18 protein-coding genes are annotated in these 22,484 nt (G+C 60.6%); 4 read left to right on the forward strand and 14 right to left on the reverse strand.

Features of this window, described 5'->3' with window-relative positions; translation table 11 throughout:
• Window positions 1-154: 154 nt before the first annotated feature.
• From glgA to JQ567_RS12600, 7 genes are all read right to left on the reverse strand, one after another.
• Window positions 155-1,606, reverse strand: coding sequence for a glycogen synthase GlgA (glgA, locus tag JQ567_RS12570; RefSeq protein ID WP_212439100.1), 1,452 nt, complete (start codon window positions 1,604-1,606; stop codon window positions 155-157).
• Window positions 1,603-2,862, reverse strand: a complete 1,260-nt coding sequence (glgC, locus tag JQ567_RS12575; protein WP_212439101.1) for a glucose-1-phosphate adenylyltransferase — start codon at window positions 2,860-2,862, stop codon at window positions 1,603-1,605. The genes glgA and glgC overlap by 4 nt, the downstream gene beginning before the upstream one ends.
• Before the next feature lie 276 nt (window positions 2,863-3,138).
• Window positions 3,139-4,281: a serine hydrolase gene (locus tag JQ567_RS12580; RefSeq protein WP_212439102.1), complete on the reverse strand. Its 1,143-nt coding sequence runs from the start codon at window positions 4,279-4,281 to the stop codon at window positions 3,139-3,141.
• Between the two features lie 92 nt (window positions 4,282-4,373).
• Entirely contained in the window at window positions 4,374-4,535 is a 162-nt protein-coding gene (locus tag JQ567_RS12585) for a hypothetical protein (RefSeq protein ID WP_212439103.1), read from the reverse strand.
• A gap of 271 nt (window positions 4,536-4,806) precedes the next feature.
• The gene (locus JQ567_RS12590) at window positions 4,807-5,715 is read right to left on the reverse strand and encodes an NAD(P)-dependent oxidoreductase (protein WP_283816492.1); all 909 of its coding nucleotides are present in this window, start codon (window positions 5,713-5,715) and stop codon (window positions 4,807-4,809) included.
• Window positions 5,716-5,946: 231 nt separating this feature from the next.
• Entirely contained in the window at window positions 5,947-6,780 is an 834-nt protein-coding gene (locus tag JQ567_RS12595) for a class I SAM-dependent methyltransferase (protein ID WP_212439105.1), read from the reverse strand.
• 221 nt (window positions 6,781-7,001) lie between these two features.
• Entirely contained in the window at window positions 7,002-8,786 is a 1,785-nt protein-coding gene (locus tag JQ567_RS12600; RefSeq protein WP_249165427.1) for an adenylate/guanylate cyclase domain-containing protein, read from the reverse strand.
• A gap of 135 nt (window positions 8,787-8,921) precedes the next feature.
• On the opposite strand from JQ567_RS12600, the gene JQ567_RS12605 reads away from it, so the two are divergent.
• Window positions 8,922-12,374 (forward strand): AAA family ATPase, encoded by a 3,453-nt coding sequence (locus JQ567_RS12605; RefSeq protein WP_212439106.1) that lies wholly within the window; start codon window positions 8,922-8,924, stop codon window positions 12,372-12,374.
• Window positions 12,375-12,508: 134 nt separating this feature from the next.
• Window positions 12,509-12,787: a hypothetical protein gene (locus tag JQ567_RS12610; RefSeq protein WP_212439107.1), complete on the forward strand. Its 279-nt coding sequence runs from the start codon at window positions 12,509-12,511 to the stop codon at window positions 12,785-12,787.
• A 285-nt stretch (window positions 12,788-13,072) separates the two neighbouring features.
• On the opposite strand, the gene JQ567_RS12615 is transcribed toward JQ567_RS12610, so the two are convergent.
• Complete coding sequence (locus JQ567_RS12615; RefSeq protein WP_192737929.1) at window positions 13,073-13,306, reverse strand: hypothetical protein; 234 nt, start codon at window positions 13,304-13,306, stop codon at window positions 13,073-13,075.
• The gene (locus tag JQ567_RS12620; protein WP_212439108.1) at window positions 13,276-14,430 is read right to left on the reverse strand and encodes a hypothetical protein; all 1,155 of its coding nucleotides are present in this window, start codon (window positions 14,428-14,430) and stop codon (window positions 13,276-13,278) included. The genes JQ567_RS12615 and JQ567_RS12620 overlap by 31 nt, the downstream gene beginning before the upstream one ends.
• A 258-nt stretch (window positions 14,431-14,688) precedes the next feature.
• On the opposite strand from JQ567_RS12620, the gene JQ567_RS12625 reads away from it, so the two are divergent.
• Window positions 14,689-14,955 (forward strand): hypothetical protein, encoded by a 267-nt coding sequence (locus JQ567_RS12625; protein WP_212439109.1) that lies wholly within the window; start codon window positions 14,689-14,691, stop codon window positions 14,953-14,955.
• Between the two features lie 51 nt (window positions 14,956-15,006).
• Here JQ567_RS12625 and JQ567_RS12630 read toward each other — a convergent pair whose 3' ends face one another.
• Window positions 15,007-16,674 carry a sulfatase-like hydrolase/transferase gene (locus tag JQ567_RS12630; RefSeq protein ID WP_212439110.1) on the reverse strand — a complete coding sequence of 556 codons (1,668 nt, stop codon included), beginning with the start codon at window positions 16,672-16,674 and terminating at the stop codon, window positions 15,007-15,009.
• A gap of 108 nt (window positions 16,675-16,782) precedes the next feature.
• Between JQ567_RS12630 and JQ567_RS12635 the strand changes: the two genes are divergently transcribed.
• The gene (locus JQ567_RS12635; RefSeq protein ID WP_212439111.1) at window positions 16,783-17,598 is read left to right on the forward strand and encodes a bifunctional 2-polyprenyl-6-hydroxyphenol methylase/3-demethylubiquinol 3-O-methyltransferase UbiG; all 816 of its coding nucleotides are present in this window, start codon (window positions 16,783-16,785) and stop codon (window positions 17,596-17,598) included.
• Window positions 17,599-17,675: 77 nt separating this feature from the next.
• On the opposite strand, the gene JQ567_RS12640 is transcribed toward JQ567_RS12635, so the two are convergent.
• The 4 genes from JQ567_RS12640 to JQ567_RS12655 form a co-directional block, all read right to left on the reverse strand.
• Window positions 17,676-19,589, reverse strand: a complete 1,914-nt coding sequence (locus JQ567_RS12640) for a diguanylate cyclase (protein ID WP_212439112.1) — start codon at window positions 19,587-19,589, stop codon at window positions 17,676-17,678.
• Window positions 19,590-19,819: 230 nt separating this feature from the next.
• Window positions 19,820-21,103 carry a cystathionine gamma-synthase family protein gene (locus JQ567_RS12645; RefSeq protein WP_212439113.1) on the reverse strand — a complete coding sequence of 428 codons (1,284 nt, stop codon included), beginning with the start codon at window positions 21,101-21,103 and terminating at the stop codon, window positions 19,820-19,822.
• A 262-nt stretch (window positions 21,104-21,365) separates the two neighbouring features.
• Window positions 21,366-21,554 carry a hypothetical protein gene (locus JQ567_RS12650; RefSeq protein ID WP_212439114.1) on the reverse strand — a complete coding sequence of 63 codons (189 nt, stop codon included), beginning with the start codon at window positions 21,552-21,554 and terminating at the stop codon, window positions 21,366-21,368.
• 122 nt (window positions 21,555-21,676) lie between these two features.
• Window positions 21,677-22,441, reverse strand: a complete 765-nt coding sequence (locus tag JQ567_RS12655) for a hypothetical protein (protein ID WP_212439115.1) — start codon at window positions 22,439-22,441, stop codon at window positions 21,677-21,679.
• Window positions 22,442-22,484 lie beyond the last annotated feature (43 nt).

Raw genomic sequence — 22,484 nt, forward strand, 5'->3', positions numbered from 1 at the left:
TGCTAGTCCGAAACGGCAGGCTTCATCCGATTCTTGCTTCCCATATGGATATTGTCGCCGTGCCGGTCAATCTGCTGAAATCGAATGGCGACCAACCGCCAGCGCCGGGCGCGGCGCCGACGACCGCTAAAGCGGCCGCTCAGTAAATGCGGTGCTATTGATTCCGGCGGGCCGCGACGACATCGCGATACAGGGCGGCGTAGCGGCTCGCCCGATTGCGCCATGATACATCCGTCGACAGGCCATTGTACTGCAACCTTCGCCAGGCTTGCTGGTCGTGCCACAGCATATTGGCTCGTTGCAGGGCGCCAGCGAGGGCTTCGGCCGTGACGGGCCCAAACTTCAAGCCGGTTGCAGCGCCACCGGCCTCACCTACGTCAATGACGGTATCCGCAAGGCCGCCGACCTGCGATACGATCGGAACAGCGCCATATCGCAAGGCGCAAAGCTGGGTCAGGCCGCATGGTTCGAAGCGTGACGGCACGACGAGGGCGTCCGCGCCGGCTTGAATGAAATGGGCGACAGCTTCGTCGTAGCCGATCAGAACCGCTATCCGGCCCGGGTGCGCTTTTGCGGCGGCCTGATAAGCATGCTGGAGACCCGCCTCTCCGCTTCCGAGCAAGACGAGCTGCATCCCTTCGCCGAGGATGGTCGGGAGGTTCTCGAGGAGGATATCCAGTCCCTTTTGCCAGGACAGCCGACTCACCACCCCGAGCAGCAGGGCGTTTGGGGATTGATCGAGACCAAACCGGCGCTGCAGGGCCAGTTTATTCACCGCACGGGGATCCAGCTCGTTCGCGCTGAAACGCGCGGCGATGTCGGGGTCGGTTTCCGGGTTCCAGACCGACATATCGATGCCGTTGAGGATGCCGCTCAGGACCTGTGACCGTTCACGCAGCAAGCCACCCAGCCCCATACCTCCCTCGTCTGTCTGAATCTCGCGCGCATAGGTCGGCGAAACTGTGGTGATGCGATCGGAGAATTGCAGGCCCGCTTTCAGGAAGCTGATCTCACCGTAATATTCGACGCCGTGAATCGAGAAAGACGCGGGCGGCAGGCCGAACACATCGAGCATGTGGTGCGGAAACTTGCCCTGGTAGGCCAGATTGTGGACCGTCATCACGGTGGCGGGCCGGCGCTGATGCGTAAGGTGCAAATAGGCAGGCGCGAGGCCAGCCTGCCAGTCATGGGCATGCACCACATCAGGCACGAACGACGGAATGGCGCCCTGGCCGATTTCGGCCGCCATCTTCGAAAGCGCGGCAAAGCGCACGCCGTTATCAGGCCAGTCCTTGCCATCAGGGGTGACGTAGGGGTTGCCGGGCCGCGCAAACAGATGCGGCGCGTCGAGCACGAGCAAGTTGAGGTTGCCATGCACGCGACCGAGCAGGCGGGCCGGTCCGCCAAAAAACTCCGGCACATGGAGGAACTCCTCCGCGACCGCAAGCGCCTTGATGACATCGGGATATCCCGGCACCAGGGTCCGCGTTTCGATGCCATACGCTTGTAGCGCAACCGGGAGCGCGCCGACGACGTCGGCAAGACCTCCTGTCTTGACGATCGGATAGATTTCAGAGGCGACCGCAAGGACGCGAAGCTCGCTCATGCATCGAGCCTGTCGATCATCGGCTGCGTGATCAGCGTGATACCCTGCGCCGTGGTTCGAAACCGTTTCGCATCGAATTCGGGATCTTCGCCGACCACGAGACCTTCCGGGATTCGAACGCCGCGATCGATCACGACATTCTTCAACCGCGCATGCCGGCCCACATTCACGTAAGGCATGACGACGGCATTTTCCATGTTTGCATAGGAATTGACGTGCACCCCGGTGAACAGCAGGGAGCGGCGCAATGCGGCGCCGGATATGATGCATCCTCCGGAGACCAGCGAAGTCACCGCCTGGCCGCGCCGGTCGTCCTCATCGTGAACAAATTTGGCGGGAGGCGTGATCTCGGCATGGGTCCAGATCGGCCATGCACGGTCGAAAAGATCCAGCTCCGGGACGACGTCGGTGAGATCGATGTTGGCGGCCCAGTAGGCGTCGACGGTCCCGACATCCCGCCAATAGGCCCGCGGATCATCGCCGGACCTGACGCAGGAGGTGGAGAATTGGTGCGCCACCGCCCGGCCGTTCTTGACGAGGTAGGGAATCACGTCCTTGCCGAAATCGTGGCTCGAATTCGGGTCGTTCGCGTCACGCCGCAACTCGTCGAACAGGAATTTGGAATCGAATACATAGATCCCCATGCTGGCCAATGAGGTGTCAGGCTTGCCGGGCATCGGCGGCGGGTCGGCCGGCTTCTCGAGGAAGGATTTGACGATGCCCTCGTCGTCCACGTGTATGATCCCGAAGCCGCTGGATTCCGCGCGCGGCATCTCGAGGCAGCCGATGGTGACGTCGGCGCGTTGCTCGACATGCTGCTTGAGCATGCGCTCGTAGTCCATCTTGTAGATGTGATCTCCGGCGAGCAGCACGATGAATTTGGCATCGTGCGATTCGATGATGTCGATGTTCTGATAAACCGCGTCCGCCGTTCCGAGGTACCAGTTCGTCTCCGAGACGCGCTGGCTCGCCGGCAGGATATCGAAACTCTCGTTGCGCTCCGGACGAAAGAAGTTCCAGCCCATTTGCAGATGCCTGATCAGGCTGTGGGCCTTGTACTGGGTTGCAACCGCGATCCGGCGAATTCCGGAGTTCACCGCGTTGGAGAGGGCAAAATCGATGATGCGCGATTTTCCGCCGAAATAGACCGCCGGCTTGGCGCGCCGGTCGGTGAGCTCCAGGAGGCGGCTTCCACGACCGCCCGCAAGAACGAAGGCGAGCGCATGGCGTGAAAGCGGTTCGTTGACGATGGCCATTTTTGTCCTCCCTGGGAACCACAACGCATGCCCCCGACGCCTTCTCTTGTCCGGAGGGCAGATCGAGGGCCACGGGGCCGATAGTAGCGGGACGATTGGTTGATCGGAAAGTGGTATGTAAAACGGCCGGGTTCTGAAGTTTGTTCCTTCCACGGAAGTCGGAGGTTCGGCGTTCCACCGGGCCGAATGGCCGGCTGCTGGCTGCCATGAACGGACATGCGCACACTGAAATGAAGGCATCAGCGACCGGAGCGTATTACGGTCTGGGCCCACTTCTCATGGATGCCAGTCAGCCACCGAACGCACCATATGCCATCCCAACATATCAAGAGCGGCGGTCATGTCCCGGAATTTGGGCCGCGTGTTGGTAAACGCGGACCAGCAAAAATCGCTATTTGTTCGTACAGAAAGGGTTTCTGTTCCAGGCAACGAACCGCCATGCCACCAATTATTGGCCGAATTAACGAACAGGCCTTTGGCATAACGGGGATTTGCGGCGGTAGGGGTGCTCATTGTACGGAGCGTGTCGTCGGTCAGCAGTTGTTTCGTAGTCTTGAACCCATCGATATGAACGAAGAACGTTGTCATCTCGCTCGGTGTCGCAATCCAACCACCGTGAGAATCCATTCGGGCGACGTTCATCCCGTAAGGATCGCCCCCGGCCGGACTATAGTATTTTACCTCGTTGATCGCTCGGTCCGTCAACCTGTTTCCGGCAATCTGCATGTCGGTTATTCCACAGCGCTTCAGAATGTTTTCCTTGATGAATTGTTCGTAGGTCTGACCAGTAAGTTTCTCAATCACGCGCCCAAGTAGGCAGTAGCCGAAATTGGAATAGGCAAAGGATGTCCCTGGAGGGACGGCAAGAGGCATCTGCTTCAATGTCCAGGTAATTAATTCCCGATGGTTCAGTTCCTTGTTCAAAAACATTGGATCGCGAGCATCGTTTTTCCAGCCACCGGTGGTGTGAGTTAGCAGATGCTCAATTGTAATTCGTGTTTCAGATCCATCGGCCGACCACGGGTAATCATCATCAAAAATGGAATTTGGTCCAAAAATGCGCTGATCCAGCTGCAATTTTCCTGCTTCGACGAGTGTGAAAATTCCGGTGGACGTGATCGGCTTCGATATGCTCGCTACGCGAAATCGATGTTGCGGCGTTAATGCTTCGCCGGTGTCACGATCTGCAACGCCGAACGCCTCAACGTAGGCTGGCTTTCCCTTGATTGCGATCGCAATCGAGAGACCCGGAACCTCATAGGTTTCCATGAAAGCGGCGGCCAACCGAGCCAACCTCTTGCGCTCATCCGGCGTCGGTGCCGGGGCGGGCTCCTGAGAAAGAGCCGGGGACGATCCGTGGACCATTCCTGCGGCACAAAGTAACGAAGTCTGAAGCAACTGCCTGCGTGAAATGGACATCGCGGCCTTTCTCAACGGAGAGCGGTGTCCCTAGCGTAGATTGTTTTTTTGTACTTTGCACCTGGTCCCAAAACAGCGTGAAGTCTCCAGGGTCAAAAAGGACCAGAGGGGACGTCTGCTGCCGGCGCGCCCGGCGGGCGTTCGCTGCAGCAATCAAGGCGCATCATGAATCGCACGATGGCGAGGAGTTCGGCGCGCCGCGCGATGAAAAGAAAAAGGCCGGCGGGCATTACGCCGCCGACCTTGTCTTGCAACTGCCGGCTCGGGGGTCCGGTTCCGTTGCTTTGCATTCCGTCGTGCTGGATTGGTAGCGCGGCGCGTCGGCGGACACCATTGCACGCGGGTATGGTTCGGCCGTCCCGAGGTAGCTTCCCCCTACGCAATTGGGATGGAGCGGGCTATCCCTTGGTTTAAGGCGCATATCGTGCGAACCGGACTGACATCGTCATTTCCGGCGGGGGTCGCCTCGCCGCTGGTTCTGGAATAACCGCTCCGGGCTCCAAGCGGCCGTTCGTCGCTGACCCGTTACGGGCCGCCCGCCTTCAACACTTCGAACACCGCGGCCGTATCCTGATCGCCCAATCCCATCGCCATGGCCTGGGTGTAAACCGGCTGCGTCATTGCAAAGAGCGGCGTTTCACAGCCGACCTCGCTGGCGAACTCCGCGATAATGGCCATGTCCTTTTTCCAGGTCGAAATCCGCATCGTTGCCGGTTCATAGCTGCGGCTTACCATCATCGGGGCCCGCATCTGAAACATCCGCGAACCGCCCGCGCCGGGAGCAATCATCTCGATCACCTGATTCAAGTCGAGGCCGGCCCGTTCCGCGAGCAGCATCGCTTCCGCCGAGGCGACGTTGTGAATGGCGACCAGGTGATTGGCGACGAACTTCATCCGGCTGCCATTGCCGTAATCGCCGAGATCGGCACTTTGCTTGGCAAAGTCGGCAAACAGACCGCCACAGCGCGCGATCGCGGCTTTATCGCCGCTCGCATAGACGACGAGGTCCCGGACCACGGCCTGGGCGCCGGTGCCGCTGAGCGGACAGTCGAGCGCGATATGACCTGCAGCCTCGAGAATTTGCTTGAAACGCACCTTGTCGGCGATGGTGAACGTGCTGAGTTCGACGACGATGCGCTCACCCTGCGCACAGGCGGCGATTTCCATCGCGACGGCATGGGCAGCCCCGGCGTTGGGCAAGCTCGTCATAATCGTCGAGGTGCGGGCTGCGACAGCGCTGGTGCCATCGACGATATCAACGCCGGCAAGCGCAAGCTCGCTCCTGCGCGCCGGTTCGGTGTCGAATCCGACGACGGTCCAGCCCCGCGCGACGAGGTTGCGGGCGATGGCGCCCCCCATGATGCCCAGTCCAATGATACCCACTGTCCGATCTGTCACGTGACCTCCAGCCTGTTGTCGCCTGCCAACGACCAACTCGCCCGGCGATTCTCAGCCAACCGCGGGAAATCATATCACTGGCGGTGCTTCGCGGTCCGGCTCAAATCCGAATTCCTCCTCGGACGGCCGCCGTTGGCGCGCAGCAGACGTTCGGCCAAATGTCGATGTCCGTTAAGTGCCTGCCATAAGGCGACATATGCGCTGCAACAAAAACCTTGGGGAGGCGCCGCTGTAAGCCTTCGTTGAACTGCAGCTACCAGGCTCGCGCTACTTTGCAGCAACGATCCGGATGCCACCAAGCTTGCGCTGCTGAATAAGCTCCACAAATCGAATGTAGGACTGATGAAACGCATCATGTCCCATGGGTGTTCCAGCTTGTCGGGCTTCCTCGCGAAGCCTTTGATACATCGCGAGTCGCTCCTTAAGGATTGGTCCCCACTCGTCGGTCAAATCAGTTGCTGATAGCAGCTCTAGGCCGCTGCTCTCAACCAGTCGACCATATTCCGTGATCGAGCGGAGGGGTTGGATGGCCATGCCATCCCACATGAGTTGCGCATCTTCGGCTGACAAAGGCTCATTTGCGACCCAATCCGTGAAGGCCAATCTACCGCTTCCCCGCAAAATCCTGGCAGCCTCGACCAACGCTTTTCGCAGTTCGGGTACGTGACAGAACGCTTCCTGGCTGATGACAGCATCCACGCTGGCATCAGGAAGCGGGACCTCCAATACATTTCCTTCAATGACACGGGCCGTATCCTGAAGGCCAACAAGCCTGGTCAGTTCCAGGGCTCCGACGACGCGGGATGGAGTCAGTTCAATTCCGACAACATTGGCTCCGTACCGATGTGCCAGATATCGCACCGTGCCGCCAAGGCCCGCGCAGAAATCGGCAACGCGAGACCCGTTCTCAATCTGCGCCCCTTTGGCCAACTCGTCCGTCGCTGCCGTACCGCCATAATGATCCTGGTCATGTGGAAACAATTCTTCCGGACGCACCGCGTCGAGGTGGCCGCGACTAGCCCGTAGCTTCGCCATGATGATGTCGCAAGAAATCGGATGCCGATTGAAGAAAAAGGTCGTCTGCGAGGTTGCATCACTCATGGCGCCTTCCCCAAGACTCAGAACTACACCAAACGGTACTTTGCAACGAGGCAAGCAAAGCAGGAAATTCGGACCCACGGAAGGGGACCGGGCGCCATATTGCGCCGCAGGGCCTAACTCTCAGCATGTCGCAGGTGAGTCAAAAGCCGACGTCGGCTGCGATCTCGGTCATGTTGGCTAAGGGCCAAAAACAACATTACCGCGCGGTGGGCCGGCCGAGTTCAGGCCGGAAGTCCCGCGCGATGCAACCCTTCCCTGTACTTCTCCACCATCGCGGCGTGCTGGTACGGCCCCAAATAGTCCGCGAGACGCGAAACACTGAATGCGGGATCAACGGACCGCAAGCGCTCGGCCAACTCATGCGCCGTGTCGTGGCGGCCGGCAAATGCAGCGCTGGCCGCTGCGATGCGCAAGGCTGGATGCGCGTCAGGATTGCGGTGGAGCTGTTGCTCGGCTTGAGCCAAAGCGTCCTCATGCCGGTCCAGGAAAAAACATGCGTGCGCTCTCGCTGACATCAGCGTCGACGTATAGGAACCGGGATCAAGCCGGGCAGCACGATCAAGGTGCGCCATTGCGACCTGGGGCTGTCCCAGCCAAAGGTTGATCCAGCCGCTGCTGGTCCACGCACTGGCTAAATTCGGGTTCAGCTCCAAGGCCCGATCGATCAACGGCTTTGCCGATGAGAGATCACGGAGCACATATGCCGAAGCCCATCCGGCCTGGCCCAAGGCTACGCCATCGTCATTTCCCTTTTGCATGACGACGTGCAGAAGGCGCTTCACTTCAATTTTCTCGTGCGTAGCATATGCGACCCCAAATCCAACTCGATTGGCATGGCAGAACATTGCCATGCCGTAGGCGGATGCGTAGTCAGGGTCGAGAACTGTCGCCTCGATAAACAGCTTCAGTGCCTGTTCGTTGCTCTCCACCGTCACGGGGAAAATGCATGCCAGCCCCCTCAGGTAGCATTCATAGGCATCGGTGCTACCGGCGGGCCTTCGCTTCGCGCGGGCCATCTCAGCCCGTTCCATGCGCGGCGCAATGGCTACTACCACCTTCTCCGTCACCTCATCCTGAAGCTCAAAGATGTCCTGCAGTGCGCCTTCGAATCGGTCGGCCCATACATGGGCGCCGCTGACTGCATCGATTAATTGAGCCGTAATTCGCAATCTGCTCCCGGCTTTTCGTACGCTCCCTTCAAGGACATATCGAACGCCAAGATCGCGCCCCACCTGCCGTATATCCGGAGACTTTCCCTTGTAAGCAAAACTGGAATTGCGTGCGATCACGAACAGAGACGTAAAACGCGACAGCGCGGTGATAACGTCCTCGACCATGCCATCCGCAAAGTACTCCTGCTCAGGATCGCCACTCATGTTCTGGAACGGCAGTACCGCGATGGAAGGCTTCTCCGGGAGCGCCAGCTTCGGGCCCGGCGCGGAAGAAGTCCGGTCTAGAGCCGCCGGTCCCGAAGCGTTGCCAATCAGCGTTCGCCATGCCCGCATCGGCTGGGCAATATTCTTCAGGATCTGCACACCGCAATCCTCGAAGGTAATATCGACCTTGCCTCGAACCTGCCGATAGGCGTCGTCTGACATGCAAACGCCGCCCGGCTCGGCAATGCCCTCCAATCGCGCCGCGATGTTGACACCGTCGCCAAAGATATCGCCTTCATCGATGATGATGTCGCCGACATGGACCCCAATCCGGAATTCGATCCTGGCATCCTGCGGCACATCGGCGTTCTGCACGGCCATGGCGCGCTGGACTTCGATCGAGCAAAGGGCGGCATCGACGGCGCTGGCGAATTCCACGAGCATGCCGTCACCGCTGGTCTTGACTATGCGTCCACGATGGGAGGCTATCGCGGGGTCGACGAGCGATTTCCGGGTGGCCTTCAAGCGGGCTAGCGTGCCTTCCTCGTCGAAGCCCATCAAACGGCTATACCCGGCGATATCCACCGCAAGCACCGCCGCCAGCCGCCGCTCTACCCGGTCGCTCGCCAAAGGAGCCCCCAAGCGCTGTTGCCCGATCCATCAAAGCATGGCGAGTTGTTCGTAGGCTAGGGGCAATGTCGGTCTTGGGGTCAAAAGCTGACCTGGAGGGTATGTCCGCTTCTGCGCAAAGCGGGCTTTCGCCAATTGAGCGATGCCCGAAATAGTGACTTGTTGCCAGTGGTGCTGGACGCTACCTTCGTTTGCCCGATTTTTCCGATTACCCGATTTTTCCTGGAAGCTGAAATGATCTGCCCGGGTTGCCAGCACGAAAACAGCGCGCAGGCGAAGTTCTGCGAGGAATGCGCTTTGGCCCTGGCCCCTGTCTGTACGAGTTGCGGCAACCAGTTTTCGCCCACGGCCAAGTTCTGCTCGCATTGCGGTCACCCCACGGGCCGGAGCGTGCCGACGTTTTTGTCTTCGCGCTCCCTGGCGCTGAGACCGCCGACCCCGCGCCACCTAGCCGAAAGAATCCTCACGGCCAGAGCCGAAGTCGAGGGCGAGCGAAAGCAGGTCAGCGTGCTGTTCGCCGATATCACGGGGTCATTGGAGCTGATATACGGCCGGGATCCCGAGAGTGCGCAGGCGATCCTCAATCCCGTGCTCGAGCAGATGATTGAAGCCGTCCATTACTATGAGGGGACGGTCAACAGGCTTTTGGGTGACGGGATCATGGCGATCTTCGGCGCGCCATTGGCGCACGAGGATCATGCCGTGCGCGCTTGCTACGCCGCGCTGATGATACAGGAATCCGCCGCCGAACTGGCGGACCGCGCCGAACAGCCGCTCAAGATTCGCGTCGGGATCAACTCCGGGGAAATTGTCGTCTGCGCCATCAGTAAAGATCTCGATATGGAATACACCGTCGTTGGCGAGACCGCGCATCTGGCGGCTCGCATGGAGCAGATGGCGCGGCCCGGCTCGATCCTGACGACGACGCAGACCATCCGCCTGGCGGAAGGGTACATCACCGCGCGGTCTCTCGGCCCGATGCCGATCAAGGGGCTTGCCGAGCCCGAGGAGGTCTATGAACTCGTTGGCGCCGGCCCCGCCCGCACCCGCTTGCAGGCGGCAACCATTCGGGGCCTAACCCAGTTCGTTGGCCGCGAGACCGAACTGGATCAGCTCCGCCGGGCACAGCAGCCGGTGGCCACCGGGGCGGGCCAATTGGTCGCTGTTATCGGCGAAGCCGGTGTTGGCAAATCGCGTCTGCTTCATGAGTTCACCCACTCGCACCGGCTGCTCGGCTGGCTGGTTCTCGAGACCACGGCGATCTCGCTCGGACGAGGAACGAGCTATTTGCCCGTGGTCGCGCTTCTCAAGAGCTACTTTGCGATCCAGGACCGGGACGAGCAGCACGAAATACGCCGCAAGGTCGTCGAGAAGACAATCGCGCTCGACGAAGGGCTTGAACCGACGCTTCCGGCGCTATTGGCGCTGCTCGACATCCCCGTCGATGACGCCGGCTGGCACGCGCTCGATCCGGCTCAGCGCCGGCGTCGCTATCTCGACGCCGTAAGAGGCCTGATACTGCAGGCAGCTCGCAAGCAGCCGGTTCTCCTGATCTTCGAAGACCTTCATTGGGTGGACAACGAGACGCAAGCATTGCTCGACGCCCTGGCGGGCGCGCTCGGCTCGGCCCGGCTGCTGCTGCTGGTCACGTATCGTCCCGGCTACCAGGACGTCTGGGGCTCCAGGCCAAACTACCGTCAGGTCAGGTTAAGCGCGCTGCCGACCCATGACACCCATGATCTGCTGGAGGTGCTGCTTGGCCGGGACCCCGAACTTGATCCGCTCAAGCAGCTTCTGATGGGGCGCGGCGGCAATCCGTTTTTTCTCGAGGAAACTGTCCGTGCCCTGGTGGAAACACAGGCCCTGTCGGGAGAACGAGGTCATTATCGGCTGATGCGCCCGATTGCAAATATTCAGGTTCCACCCACGGTACAGGCCATCCTGGCGGCGCGCATCGATCGGCTTCTCCCCGGCGACAAAAATCTGCTGCAGATCGCGTCCGTGGTGGGCCGGGAGATTCCGTTGGCGGTGCTTCGACCCATGGCCGATTTCACCGAAGAAGCACTTGATCATGCGCTCGAACATTTGCAGACGGCCGAGTTTCTCTTTGAGACCGGACTTTACCCGGACGTTGAATATTCATTCACCCATGCGCTCACGCACGAAGTGACCTACAATGGGCTGCTGCGGGCACGGCGGAGCTCGCTCCATGCGCGACTGGTCAATGCGATAGAGACCTTGTATCGGGATCGGCTCGGCGAACACATCGAGCGTCTGGCGCAGCATGCCGTTCGTGGTGAGCTGCTGGAGAAAGCTGTTCGATACCTCCGGCAGGCCGGACAGAAAGCGCTGTCGCGCTCGGCGCTCGAGAACGGACGGGTCTGGTTCGAACAGGCACTCTCCATCCTCGAGAAAGTGCCCGAAACCAGGGAGAATATCGAACTTTCCATCGATATTCGGTTTGATCTGCGCAACTCGCTTCACCCGCTGGGCCACCTCGAGCGATGCCTGGATCACCTTCAGAAGGTGCAGGTGCAGGCCACGCAGCTCGGCGACAAGCGAAGACTTGGTCAGGCTTCATCGTTCCTGTGTCAGTATTATCGCCTGATGGGGGAGCTCGATCCCGCCACCGAAGCCGGCGAACGCGCCATGGCGATCGCGGAAGAGCTCGACGAACTGCCGCTGCGGATGGTGGTGAGCGGACATTTTGCGGCCCTGTGTGCCGCCAGGGGAAATCACCGTCGCGCAGCAGAGATACTGGACGCGGCCGTTGAGCGCCTTCGCGGCGACATTGCCACCGAGATGATGGGCACCACGGGGGTTCTTGGCGTATTCATGCGCGGATATCTTGCGTGCTCGCTCGCCGAACTCGGCGAGTTTGAGCGCGCTGCGTATTTCGCCAAGGAGGCCGTCGAAATCGCCGAAAGCGCGAACCAGGTCTACAGCCTCGCCTTTTCCTATTACTGCAAAGGCACCGTTCTGGCGCTGCAGGGCGAAGTAGCGCAAAGCATCGCGGTCCTCGAGCAGGCCCTCAATCTCGGCCGCTCGTGGACGCTTCCCTTGGTGCTACCGCTGATCGGCGTAGCGCTCGGGCACGCTTATTGCCTGGCGGATCGCGCGGACGAGGCGATCGCGCTGCTGGAGGAAACCGAACGCGAGGGAAACACCATGCATCGCCTCGGTGGCCACGCCATGATTCTGGTCCGCCTGGGCGAAGCCTATCTTCGGGGCGCCCGCATGGCCGACGCAGAGCGAACCGCCCGGCGAGCGCTCCTGATTGCGCGCAAACAGGGAGAATACGGTTATGAAGCCTACGCGCTCCGGCTCCTTGCCGAGCTTGGACTGAGTGACCCCTCCCCCCTCGACGAGAGCGAAACCAATTTTCACGAAGCCCTCCGAAAGGCCGAGTCGTTCGATCTGCGTCCCTTGGCGGCTCAATGCCACCTCGGGCTCGGAAAACGCTACAGATCGGCCGGCCAGAGCGGCAGCGCCGAGCAGCATCTCAATGCGGCCGCAGCCCTGTTCCAGCAACTTGGCATGCAATTCTGGCTGGAGCAGACGCAGTCGCAGCTTGCTTCATTGTCCTAGTCCAGGGTCGAAGAGAAGGACCAGAAAAGGAAGACGCCATATCCAGCGCAAAACCCCCTTGCGAGGGATTTGTTGATGGTTCGGTAATCTTCTGCATTCAAGATTCGGGCAGTTGGTTGCGTTGGAGTACCGCTTTGGAAAATTTTGACGAGCTGCGCGACCTCGCAGCGGACGTTCGCACATTCATTGAAAGTTCAAAAGACCCGGCCGCCGCATTGAGGGATGTGGTCGCGGCCTATGATGTTGTTTTGGGTATCTTCCCCTCGGAAGAGGGAATGGGCCTGCACGTCGTCAAGGGCAGCAGTTTGCTTGACCGCCTCGCTACCCTTCAGTCGAATGCCCTCTATAGTCACACCGCTATTGCCGTGCATAACCGGGAACAGGCGGTAGAGCTTCAAGCGCTGGTGGCTTAAAGGCGCCCCTGGAAGGGGGCCTTTTCGTATCAGTTATCCTTTTCCTCTTTCAATTCCTTGAGATCATTCAAACTGTTTTGACGTGCGCCGCATCGTGAACGCATCATGTCCTAGCGGCGCTTCGCAGCCTTGGCTTCCGGGGCTGCAACTTCCAGGGCGGTGACCGCCAGTCCGCAAGCGCTGGCAAGCGCTCGCAGCTCGAGTTGAAGGGCCTCGAGCTCATGGCTATCGAGGCCCCCATCGATTGCGAGCGCGGTGACGACCGGATCCCGGATCTCGGGAGACTTACTTCTTGGCGGCTTTCTTTTTCTTGGCGGCTCTCTTCTTGGCTCTTGCTTCCCTTGCAAGACGGTCCTTTTTTGCGGCCGCGGTCGCTTTCCACTTTTTCTCAAAATCCTTCACTCCCGCGACGAACTGACGAAGCATCGCCTTCCCTTCGGCGCTCTTCGGCGTGACCGCCACCCGAATATAGGTACGGCCTGTGGTGCTTATCTTCTTGTTGACTTGAATGTACGCCATCCGCTTTTGCCCCTTCCCGTTGTTTTCAGGCGGCCCCGACCCGAGGCTGCCCCTTGCCAAGTACTTCGAATGTTATCAGCGAATTGGGAGGCGTGGAAGATGCGCGGCACGCCGTCGAGGTCTCGCATCATGTACCAGTCCGGCGTGGCCTCGTAGCTGTCTTCGATTTTGACCTTCAGGCCTCGCGCCAGCTGAACGAAGGTCCTGGCCATGTTGTGCTTTCCGACCATATCGAAAATGTTGGTCGAAGACGTAAACCGGCCGACGCCGATTTCCGTGATGCAGGGAATGCCGCGCACATCCTCCTTGAGATCCACACTGAAAACGCCGGACGCCCTTGCATCAAGCAGCTTGATGGCCCGCACGCAGGTGTCCACGACTTTCGGTTCGAAGACCGTCTTTGCCAGCCCCGCCACCGAGGAGACCCGCGACGGCTGGCTGCCCATGCCAAGATAGGAAAGCCGTTCGTAGGTCTTGATGAGCACCAGTTCGCCGTCCTTCCAGACGCTCTGGCAGCCGAAATCCCGGCCCGGCAGATACTCCGACAGCAAAAACGCCGCGACCGGCACGCCGCGCATCTCCTTCCAGTACCTGATCCAGCTCTGTGCCTGCTCGGCGGTCTGGACCGGCAGCGCGCCGAACGCGCCGGCCCCGCTCCGGACGCGGCACCATAATGGTCTGCCGCCTTTGAGCTGCTGGAAGATTTTGGTGACGTTCTTCAGGTCCCGCACCGGATAGGTTTCGGGAGCGTCGATGCCGTTGCGGCGCAACAGTGAAACGAGACGGTACTTGTCGCGGGAAACACTCAGAACGGCTTCGCTTGGCAGGAACAGATATTCGCCGAGGGTCTTCCGTGCGCGCGACAGGCTCTCAACATCGGAATCAACGGTCGGAATAATGAGATGCAGGCGTTCGGTCTTCATGATCCAGCGCAGCACCTCGCTCCATTCCGGGTGATCGGCGGGCGGGACGAGGTAATTCCTGTCGGCGTCGGATTTCTTCAGCGCGAACTGGTCGTCGTTGCAGCCAACGATAAAGGAAGAGCCGGCGCCGGCCCGGATGCTGCGGACCAAATTGTTACTCGAACCGTTACCCGCGCTCGTAAACAGCAATCGCGCAGCCACCCACTTCTCCCGTATCGCCTAAATTATGATTTCGCCTGAAAGGAAGCTAACGATGAACCTCACGAGGGTATGCAACAAATCTTGCTGAAGCAACCAGGCATGGGCCGTATCCCACAGCGACAAGCATTCGCGAATGCTCGCAACGCGGCACGGTGGTCAAGCCTGTGAAACCGCACAGGAGGCATTATTGTTGGACCGCCTGATGGAACGCATTAGAGGGGACCGAAGTTGTCAATCAAACGTGCAGGAGAACCTCTCATGTCCTACCGAAGCAGGCGCGAACTCCGTGTTGTTCTCTTCGGCATCGCCTCCGCTGCGAGCCTCGCCGTCTCTCCGGTGATGGCCGGAAGTCAGTCATCGAACTCCTCATCCAACTGCTCAAACGGCCGCTGCAGCCGCGTCGACACGCTGGTGATTGAGGACGGCCGCGGCCGTAGCCGCGGATGGCAGCGTACCGAGGCCTGGGAGGAGCGGCGGAGCCGCTCGATCCGTGTCCGACCGCCGTACCGCTATCGCGACGACTGACTTATCGAGACTGCAGTCTACACGGTGGCGCCCCTGCCCTGCGGGGAATATCTAGCGATGGTATCGCACGGCTGGTGCCACGTCGATCACGCCCAGATCGACCAGGGTACGGTGAAACCGGCGTTTCCGTTCCGACGATGATGCGAAGTAGGCGCCGCCGCACTGTTCAAGCAGGCTCGCGCGCGTCGCGAAGATCTCATCCAGCGGCAGACCGGCATGCTGCAAGGCCACGGTGCCGAGAAAGGCGATATCCAGGTCCGGGCCGCGCCCACGCGGAATTCGATCAGGGAAGTCATTCAAGGTTTCCATGGCGTAGAACGTACGAAACTGCCGCCTCGCGTCCGAGCCGAGCTTGAGTTTTTTCTCGATCCGCCGGGTCATGACGGGCTGATGATCGCCATAGTGCACAATGAGTGTCGGACGCTTGGGAAAACGGGAGGAAAGCTCGGACTTGAGTTTATTCCAGGTCACGGCAGTCTCGACCAGACGCGCGTAATACTCGGCATAATGTGCATCGGGAAGGCTCGCGGCAGCAAACGCCCGCTCGCCTTCAAAGCGCCCGGGGGCAACCAGGTTTCGGTTGTGCGGGCCGTGATTGAAGTTGGTCAGCGCATATAGAAAGCGAGGTGAGGCATCGTCGGCAATGCCTTTCATATGCGCATTGAGCGCGGCGTCCAGAAACAACGCATCGGAATTTGTGGTTTCGAAACGATCGACGTCGAAGGGCGGCTCAAAATCATCCGTGAAGAGACGCTCGTTGATGCCTATTGAACGGTAGAATCTGTCATAGCTGAGAAAGCTGCGGCGGCAGCTCGAGGTGAGCATGGTTCTGTATCCGAGCGCCGAGAGCGTCCCTGGAAGACTGCTGTGGAAGCGGCCGGCCCCGCGCTTGAATAGAAAATAGGCGTTCGAACCGAAGCTCGCGCTTGAAAGTCCCGTCAGCAGGCTGAATTCCGATTGCCACGATCCTCCCCCGAAAATATCCACGTTGAGGCTGCCATGGAGTCCGTCTTTCGGTGACAGAAACGATTCGACAATCGGCTCAACCGGGAGACCAAACAGGCGCGGATCGAAGATCGACTCGTGCTGGATCACGATGATGTCGGGATAGTCGAGGCTGCGCGCCGGTACGGCCGCCATCAGCGGCAGCGGGTCTTTGGCGATATCGCTCAGCGCGAGCCCGCCGGACGGCCGCCAGGAAAGCGGGTTGAGCAGCGAAGCGATGAAGCTGGAAAGAAAACAGCGGCGGAGCGCCACATTGCGCTGGAAAGGTACCGGCCCGCCGCTCGCTTTGTAGGCTGCCACCAGGCCAATACAAGCCATGCCGAAAAACAGGATCTGGAGTTCAAACGGCACTGGCGGTCCGCGCACGTAAATCAGGGTCGCCACCGCGGCCAGCATGAGCGTGATGCTTCCCGCCAGAGCAGCCGTCAGTGCGAGCGGATACTGCACCAATAAAAATGGAACTGTTCCCGCAAAAGCCAGCGGCAAATCGCTTGCAATGAGTTTGATCCCGCTGTGATTATATTTGACTCTCGACGCTCCGAAAATTGCCGCCGCGACGATGGACGACAACAGGATCGCGCGTTCCAGATCGCTAACGACAAACAGCAACATTGCGGTGCACAAACACAGCGCGGCCGCAGCCAATGCAAGGTGCTCAAGGCTGCGTTCCGCAAACCAAAGAACGGCGAGAGCGATCAGGATGATCAGGGCCAACGACATCTCGATAAGATGCCAGAGGAATGAATCGACGTCCACGATCGCGAAAGCGGACATTCGCGAAGGGCATTGAAATCTGCTAGGGGTCACCAAGATGGAGGAGACATGACCGACCCCGTCGACATCAACCGCCGGAACTGGGACGAGCGCACCGCCATTCATGCGCGCGATAGCACCGGCGATTATATGCTGGACCGGTTTCGGGCGGGCGAGGATGCGCTGAGTGCGATTGAAGTGGCGGAACTCGGCGACATCAGGGGAAAGCGCGTCCTGCATCTGCAGTGCCATATCGGCCGCGATACGCTGTGCCTGGTGCGACGCGGTGCAATAGCGACCGGGCTGGATTTTTCCCCGGCCGCGCTGGATGTGGCGCGGCGCCTGTCCGATGAGACCGGCCTGAAGGCCGACTTCGTCGAGGGCACCGTCGATCAGGCCCCTGCCCTGAAGCCGGGCCCGTTCGATCTCGTCTTCACCACCTGGGGCACCATTTGCTGGCTGCCCGATATGAAGAAATGGGCAGAGACGATTGCGTCCGTGCTGGCGCCGGGTGGCGAGCTCTATTTCGCCGACGCGCATCCCACCTTCACGGTGATGGAAGAATTCGACGGCAGGTTTGTTCCCACCTACGATTTTCAAACGCCTGCCGACCGGCCGCTACAGTTCGCAAATGAGACCACCTACACCGGCGATCCCACGATCATGTCGCATCGATCGACCCGCGAGTGGATCCACTCGCTCTCGGCCGTGCTCGGCGGTCTGATCGATGCCGGACTGACGATTACGATGTTCAGGGAGCACGAGGTGTTACCCTGGCGCGGCCTGCCAAGCCTGGTGCCGGCGTCGGAAAGGCTGTGGCGGCTTGCCGATGGCGTGCCGCGCATGCCGCTGTCGTATTCGGTCAGGGCCAAAAAGGGTTCGTGAAAATCGGGTCAGAAAGTGGTGAGGCATCCAGCCTCAGGCGCTCCTGGCTTCAGGCACTTGTATCAAGCGCTGTTGTATCAAGCGCTTTTGGCATCAGGCCAGGCGACGACTTGTCCTGACATGACCAGCCGATCGCGTCCTCCATTCTTGGCCGAATAGAGCGCCCGATCCGCTGCGGCAATCAGAGCCGCGTGCTCGGTCATGCTCTGGGCCGGGACATTCGTCGCACCGCCGAGACTGACCGTAATGAGTTTGGAAGGCGGGTTGAGCGCATGCAGCATGCCGAGTTCAAGAAGCGCTTCACGCACCCTCTCGCCGACCTGCATGCAGCCTTCCGAATCGGTGTTGGGCAGCAGCAGCACGAACTCTTCGCCGCCGTAGCGGGCTGCCAGATCTGCCGGCCGGCGAATTTGCGCGTCCAGGATCCGCGCCAGCGCGCGCAGGCAGGCGTCTCCGGCCTGGTGACCATAGTGATCATTGAATTTCTTGAAATGGTCGACGTCGATCAACAACAGCGATAGCGGTGTGCCATCGCGCTTGGCGCGCGCCCATTCCTCCGAGAGGCGTTCGTCGAAATGCCGGCGGTTGGCCAATCCCGTCAATCCATCGGAAGTGGCAAGCGCCGCCAGCTTGTTCTGCAAATCCTGTTGCTCTGTCATGTCGCGCGAGATGGCGACCACGCCGTCGATCTTGTTGGTCTCGGCCGCGCGCGTCACGCGCAGAGCGGTCTCGACCCAGATTTCGTTCTTCTCGCGGTGACGGACGCGGTAGATGAGCCGCGCCTCTTCGGCCTCGCCGTTTTTCAATGCCGCGATGGCTTGCTCAACCCGCGGCCGGTCCTCCACGTTGATCGCCGCAAGGGCCGGCGCTCCCAGCAACTTGGCGGGGTCCTGGCCGAAAACGCGGGCGCAGGATGGCGAAACGTAGAGAATCCGCTCATCCAGCCCGACACGCATCACCACATCGCTGCACTGTTCGGCCAGCAGGCGAAAGTCCGCCTCCTTGGCCACAAGGGCTGCCGCCATGCGCTGGCGCTGCAGCAGGTAACGCACGAAAGCAAAGCCGGTCAGCGCGATCACCAGCGTAAGGCCTGCGACGACAGCCAGCCGTATGAACGATTGCTGGCGCCATGGCTCCAGCACATCGTCCTGCGCCTTGGTCGCCAGAACCATGATGGGATATCGGCTGCTCAGCTGGTAGAAGCTCAAGCGCTCAAGTCCGTCCAGCGGCGATTTGAAGTAATAGACGCTGGCACTGGGGCGGTCTTTCAGGGTCCGGAACAATGGCGCCTTGGACATATCGCGTCCGACATTGCTGCCGTCTTCGTCACGGCTGCGCGCCAGCATGATGCCATCGGCATTCAACAGCGACACCGAGCCGTTCGGCCCGATGTCAAATCGCCGGTAGAACTGCGTGAAATAGGCCACGTCGATGCTGGTCAACACCACGCCGGCAAAACTGCCATCGGGATGATTGAAGCGACGGGACAGGGTGATGATCCACTGTCCTCCCGAACGACTCTTGACCGGCCGGCCGATCAGCGTCCCGCGGTCGGTGGAGGCGCGATGGTGTTGGAAGTAGTCGCGATCGCCGTTGTTGAGACCGGCCAGATTGACGTCTTCGGTGGTTGCGAGCCAGCGGCCGGTTTCATCGTAGACGAAGATGCCGCGGATACGCTGCCGGTTGTACTTGCGCGATTGAAGAAACGTCCGGATCTTTTCGACCGCTGCGGGGCTGGTTCCGCCGGTCTCCATGCGGTCAACCATTCCGGTTAGAATGGTGTCAGCCAGGTCAAAAGTGTCGTCGGCATGCTGCGTCAGCGAACGGGCAAGGTTGGCCATGTCCACTTCCGCGTTCTTCAGGTCGACCTGCCGGGACTCCCATTCGCGCCAGCCGCTCAGCGCGAGAATTGCAACGCAAGCCAACGCCACAAATCCCGCCGCCCACAACGGGATATGTGCTTTGCCAATTTCCCGGCGGCTGGTGATCATCTGGGGCTGCTCCGATACGGGCAAACTTCCATGGAGGGCTTAACGCCGCGTTGCCTCTACAACAGCAATGGCAGAGTGGGTGAGCGCTTTACCCTCGCGCCGGATCGGATGTTACGTAATGCGATCGTACTTCATTAACCATGGAGGTTGCTTTGGGCCGGCCCGCGGCAAAGCTGACCCAGAGGATCCTCGTCCCCCCGGTACGAGCGGGCATCAGGCGAGGCACACAGCTACGCCGCGTTCAAGGCCTGCGCGATATCGGCGATCAGATCGGACGGGTGCTCGATGCCGATCGACAGCCGGATCGTGGAGTCGAGCACGCCGATTTTCTGGCGGATGGCGGCTGGAACGCCGGAATGGGTCATGCTCGCCGGCAGGCTGGCCAGCGACTCGGTGCCGCCGAGACTGACCGCCAGCTTGAAGATCTGCAGCGCGTTGAGGAATTTGAAGGCGGCGGCCTGGCCGCCGACGATGTCGAACGAGAACGTCGAGCCGGCGCCGGTGCATTGCCCCGCGAACAGACGCCCGGCCGGCGAGTTCGCATCGTGATGGCCGAGGTAATGGACATGCGCCACCTTGGCGTGGTCGCGCAGAAAATCCGCCACCAGCCGTGCGTTTGCGTCGGCCTTTTCCATGCGGATGCTCAAGGTCTCGAGCGACCTGGAAAGCATCCAGCAGGAATGCGGGTCGAGCTGGGTGCCGATCGCGCCGCGCAGCGCCTTGATGTCCTTCATCAGGGCTTTCGAGCCGAGCGCAGCGCCCGCGATCAGGTCGGAATGGCCGCCGATATATTTGGTCAGCGAGTACAATGACAGATCCGCGCCGTGTTCGATCGGCCGCTGAAACACCGGCCCGAGCAGCGTATTGTCGCACGCGACGATCGGCGTGTGATCCTGCGCCTCGCCGATGTTCTCGGCGACGCGGCGGACCATCGCGATATCGACCAGGCCGTTGGTGGGGTTGGCCGGGGTCTCGATGAAGATCATCGAAACCCGTCCCTTGCGCATGGCGTCCTCCGCCGCCAGCTGCACCGCGGCTTCGTCGATGCCGTCGGCAAAACCCACCGAGCCGATCGAGAGGCCCGCAAGCGTTTTCGTGAACAGGGTTTCCGTGCCGCCATAGAGCGGTTGCGAGTGCAGGATGACATCGCCGGGGCGGACGAAGGCGAGGATCGCGGTCGAAATCGCCGACATGCCGGACGAGAACAGCGCGCATTTCTCGGTGCGCTCGTAGACCGCAAGCCTGTCTTCGACGATCTCGCTGTTGGGATGATTGAACCGCGAATAGACCAGGCCCGCGCCCATCCCCGCGGGCGGCTCGCGCCGGCCCGAGACGAAATCGAAGAAATCCTGACCGTCTTCGGCGGTCCGGAACACGAAGGTCGAGGTCAGGAACACCGGCGGCTTGACGGCGCCTTCCGACAATTGCGGATCGTAGCCGTAGTTCAGCATCAGCGTTTCCGGATGCAGCATGTGGTTGCCGATGTGGGTCTTGGACGGAAACGGTTTCACCATGGCCTGCCTCGCTGGCTGCATTCAGAAACGTTCCCCTTTGTGGGGGTCGTCGGCAAAGACGATGCGCCGGTCGCGTTGGATGCGACGGCATCCAACGACTCGCCTCACCGATCTCTGGAGCAGCCTAGCAACATCCGGGCGTGAATTCACTGCGTTCGAAACAGTTTCCAGGCGAGGCGGTCACGTCGCCCGTGCGAGATGCTGTCGCAGCTGGGCCGGCAAAACCGGGGCGAGGCAAGAAATATCGTTCATCTCAGTCTGGTCAGCGCTCGGACCGCATATACGGGCTGCGCTCAGTCACATGCTTGAGTTCCGGCGCAACGTCCATCGTCTGGGTCACGTGCTGCGCTACATTGGTTCGCTTTGTGCTGGCCGGATTGCCCACGAATCCCCACATGATCACGCCAATTGCGAGCGTCGCGCCGCTTATCACCCCGATGTCTCGCTTCATTGCGATCTCCCGTTTTGTTTTCGGGTGTGCGCAAATCAAGCCAGCGGCTCGTGGTCGAAGTATGGCTAATGCAAGATAGGCCGGCCTATCCCGGCAATGTGATGGCTGAACCGCGGCAGCGCTCAGCTCTTGCTTGGCGTGGCCGCGTCCGCAGACAATCTGCCGAGCATGGCGGTGAGTTCCTCATCGGCGCTGATGACCGTCTTGTTGCGGTCTTCCTCGCCCGGTGCAGGATCCACTGCAGTTGGCGGCTCGACGGGTGCGCCAAAAGCTTCCTGTTTGGCCGGTTCGACCGGCGAGGACACGGAATCGGGCGATTTTTCGGAAAGCTTTAATGTCGACTCCGGCAAAGGCCTAGGCGGCCGATCCGGCCGACGGGCCGCCGTCGCGCTGCCAACCGGATTGGGCGGCCTGGCGTCGACAGCCAGCCTGCCATTGCCACGCGGCGCAACACTCTTGCTTGCTCTTCCGATGATGCCGTCAACGATGGCGGGAAGGCGCTGCTTGTCGATGTCAGCCATGTATTCGCCGGCTAACTCGTCGACATATTGCTGGCCGTAGTCGGCCAACACGGAGGTTATCCGCGCGAGATCGACATCGCCTTCAACAAGCTGACGCCATGCCTGCCTGTCATAGGAAACCGCCGGTGGGCTTATCGGCTTCGGGGGTTCGTGAGAGACGACCGGTTCAGGAACCGGAGGTTGCGCGAAGCGCTCATCGGCTGGCGCGCGGCTCACGGTAGCGACACTCACCCGCCGTCGCTTGTTCTCTGCCACCAGGAGTGACAACAGGCCGACGCCCATCAGCAGGAACCCAACCGTCGCCCATACCAGAGTGGCGCAAAGCAGAGCCCCGGCAATCAGCAATATCCACCCGGCAACGCGCACTAACAGGCCTTCTCTGCGACAAGGGCCAAATTCAATTGCTAAA

The organism is Bradyrhizobium sp. AUGA SZCCT0431 (assembly GCF_018131065.1).
Lineage (GTDB): Bacteria > Pseudomonadota > Alphaproteobacteria > Rhizobiales > Xanthobacteraceae > Bradyrhizobium.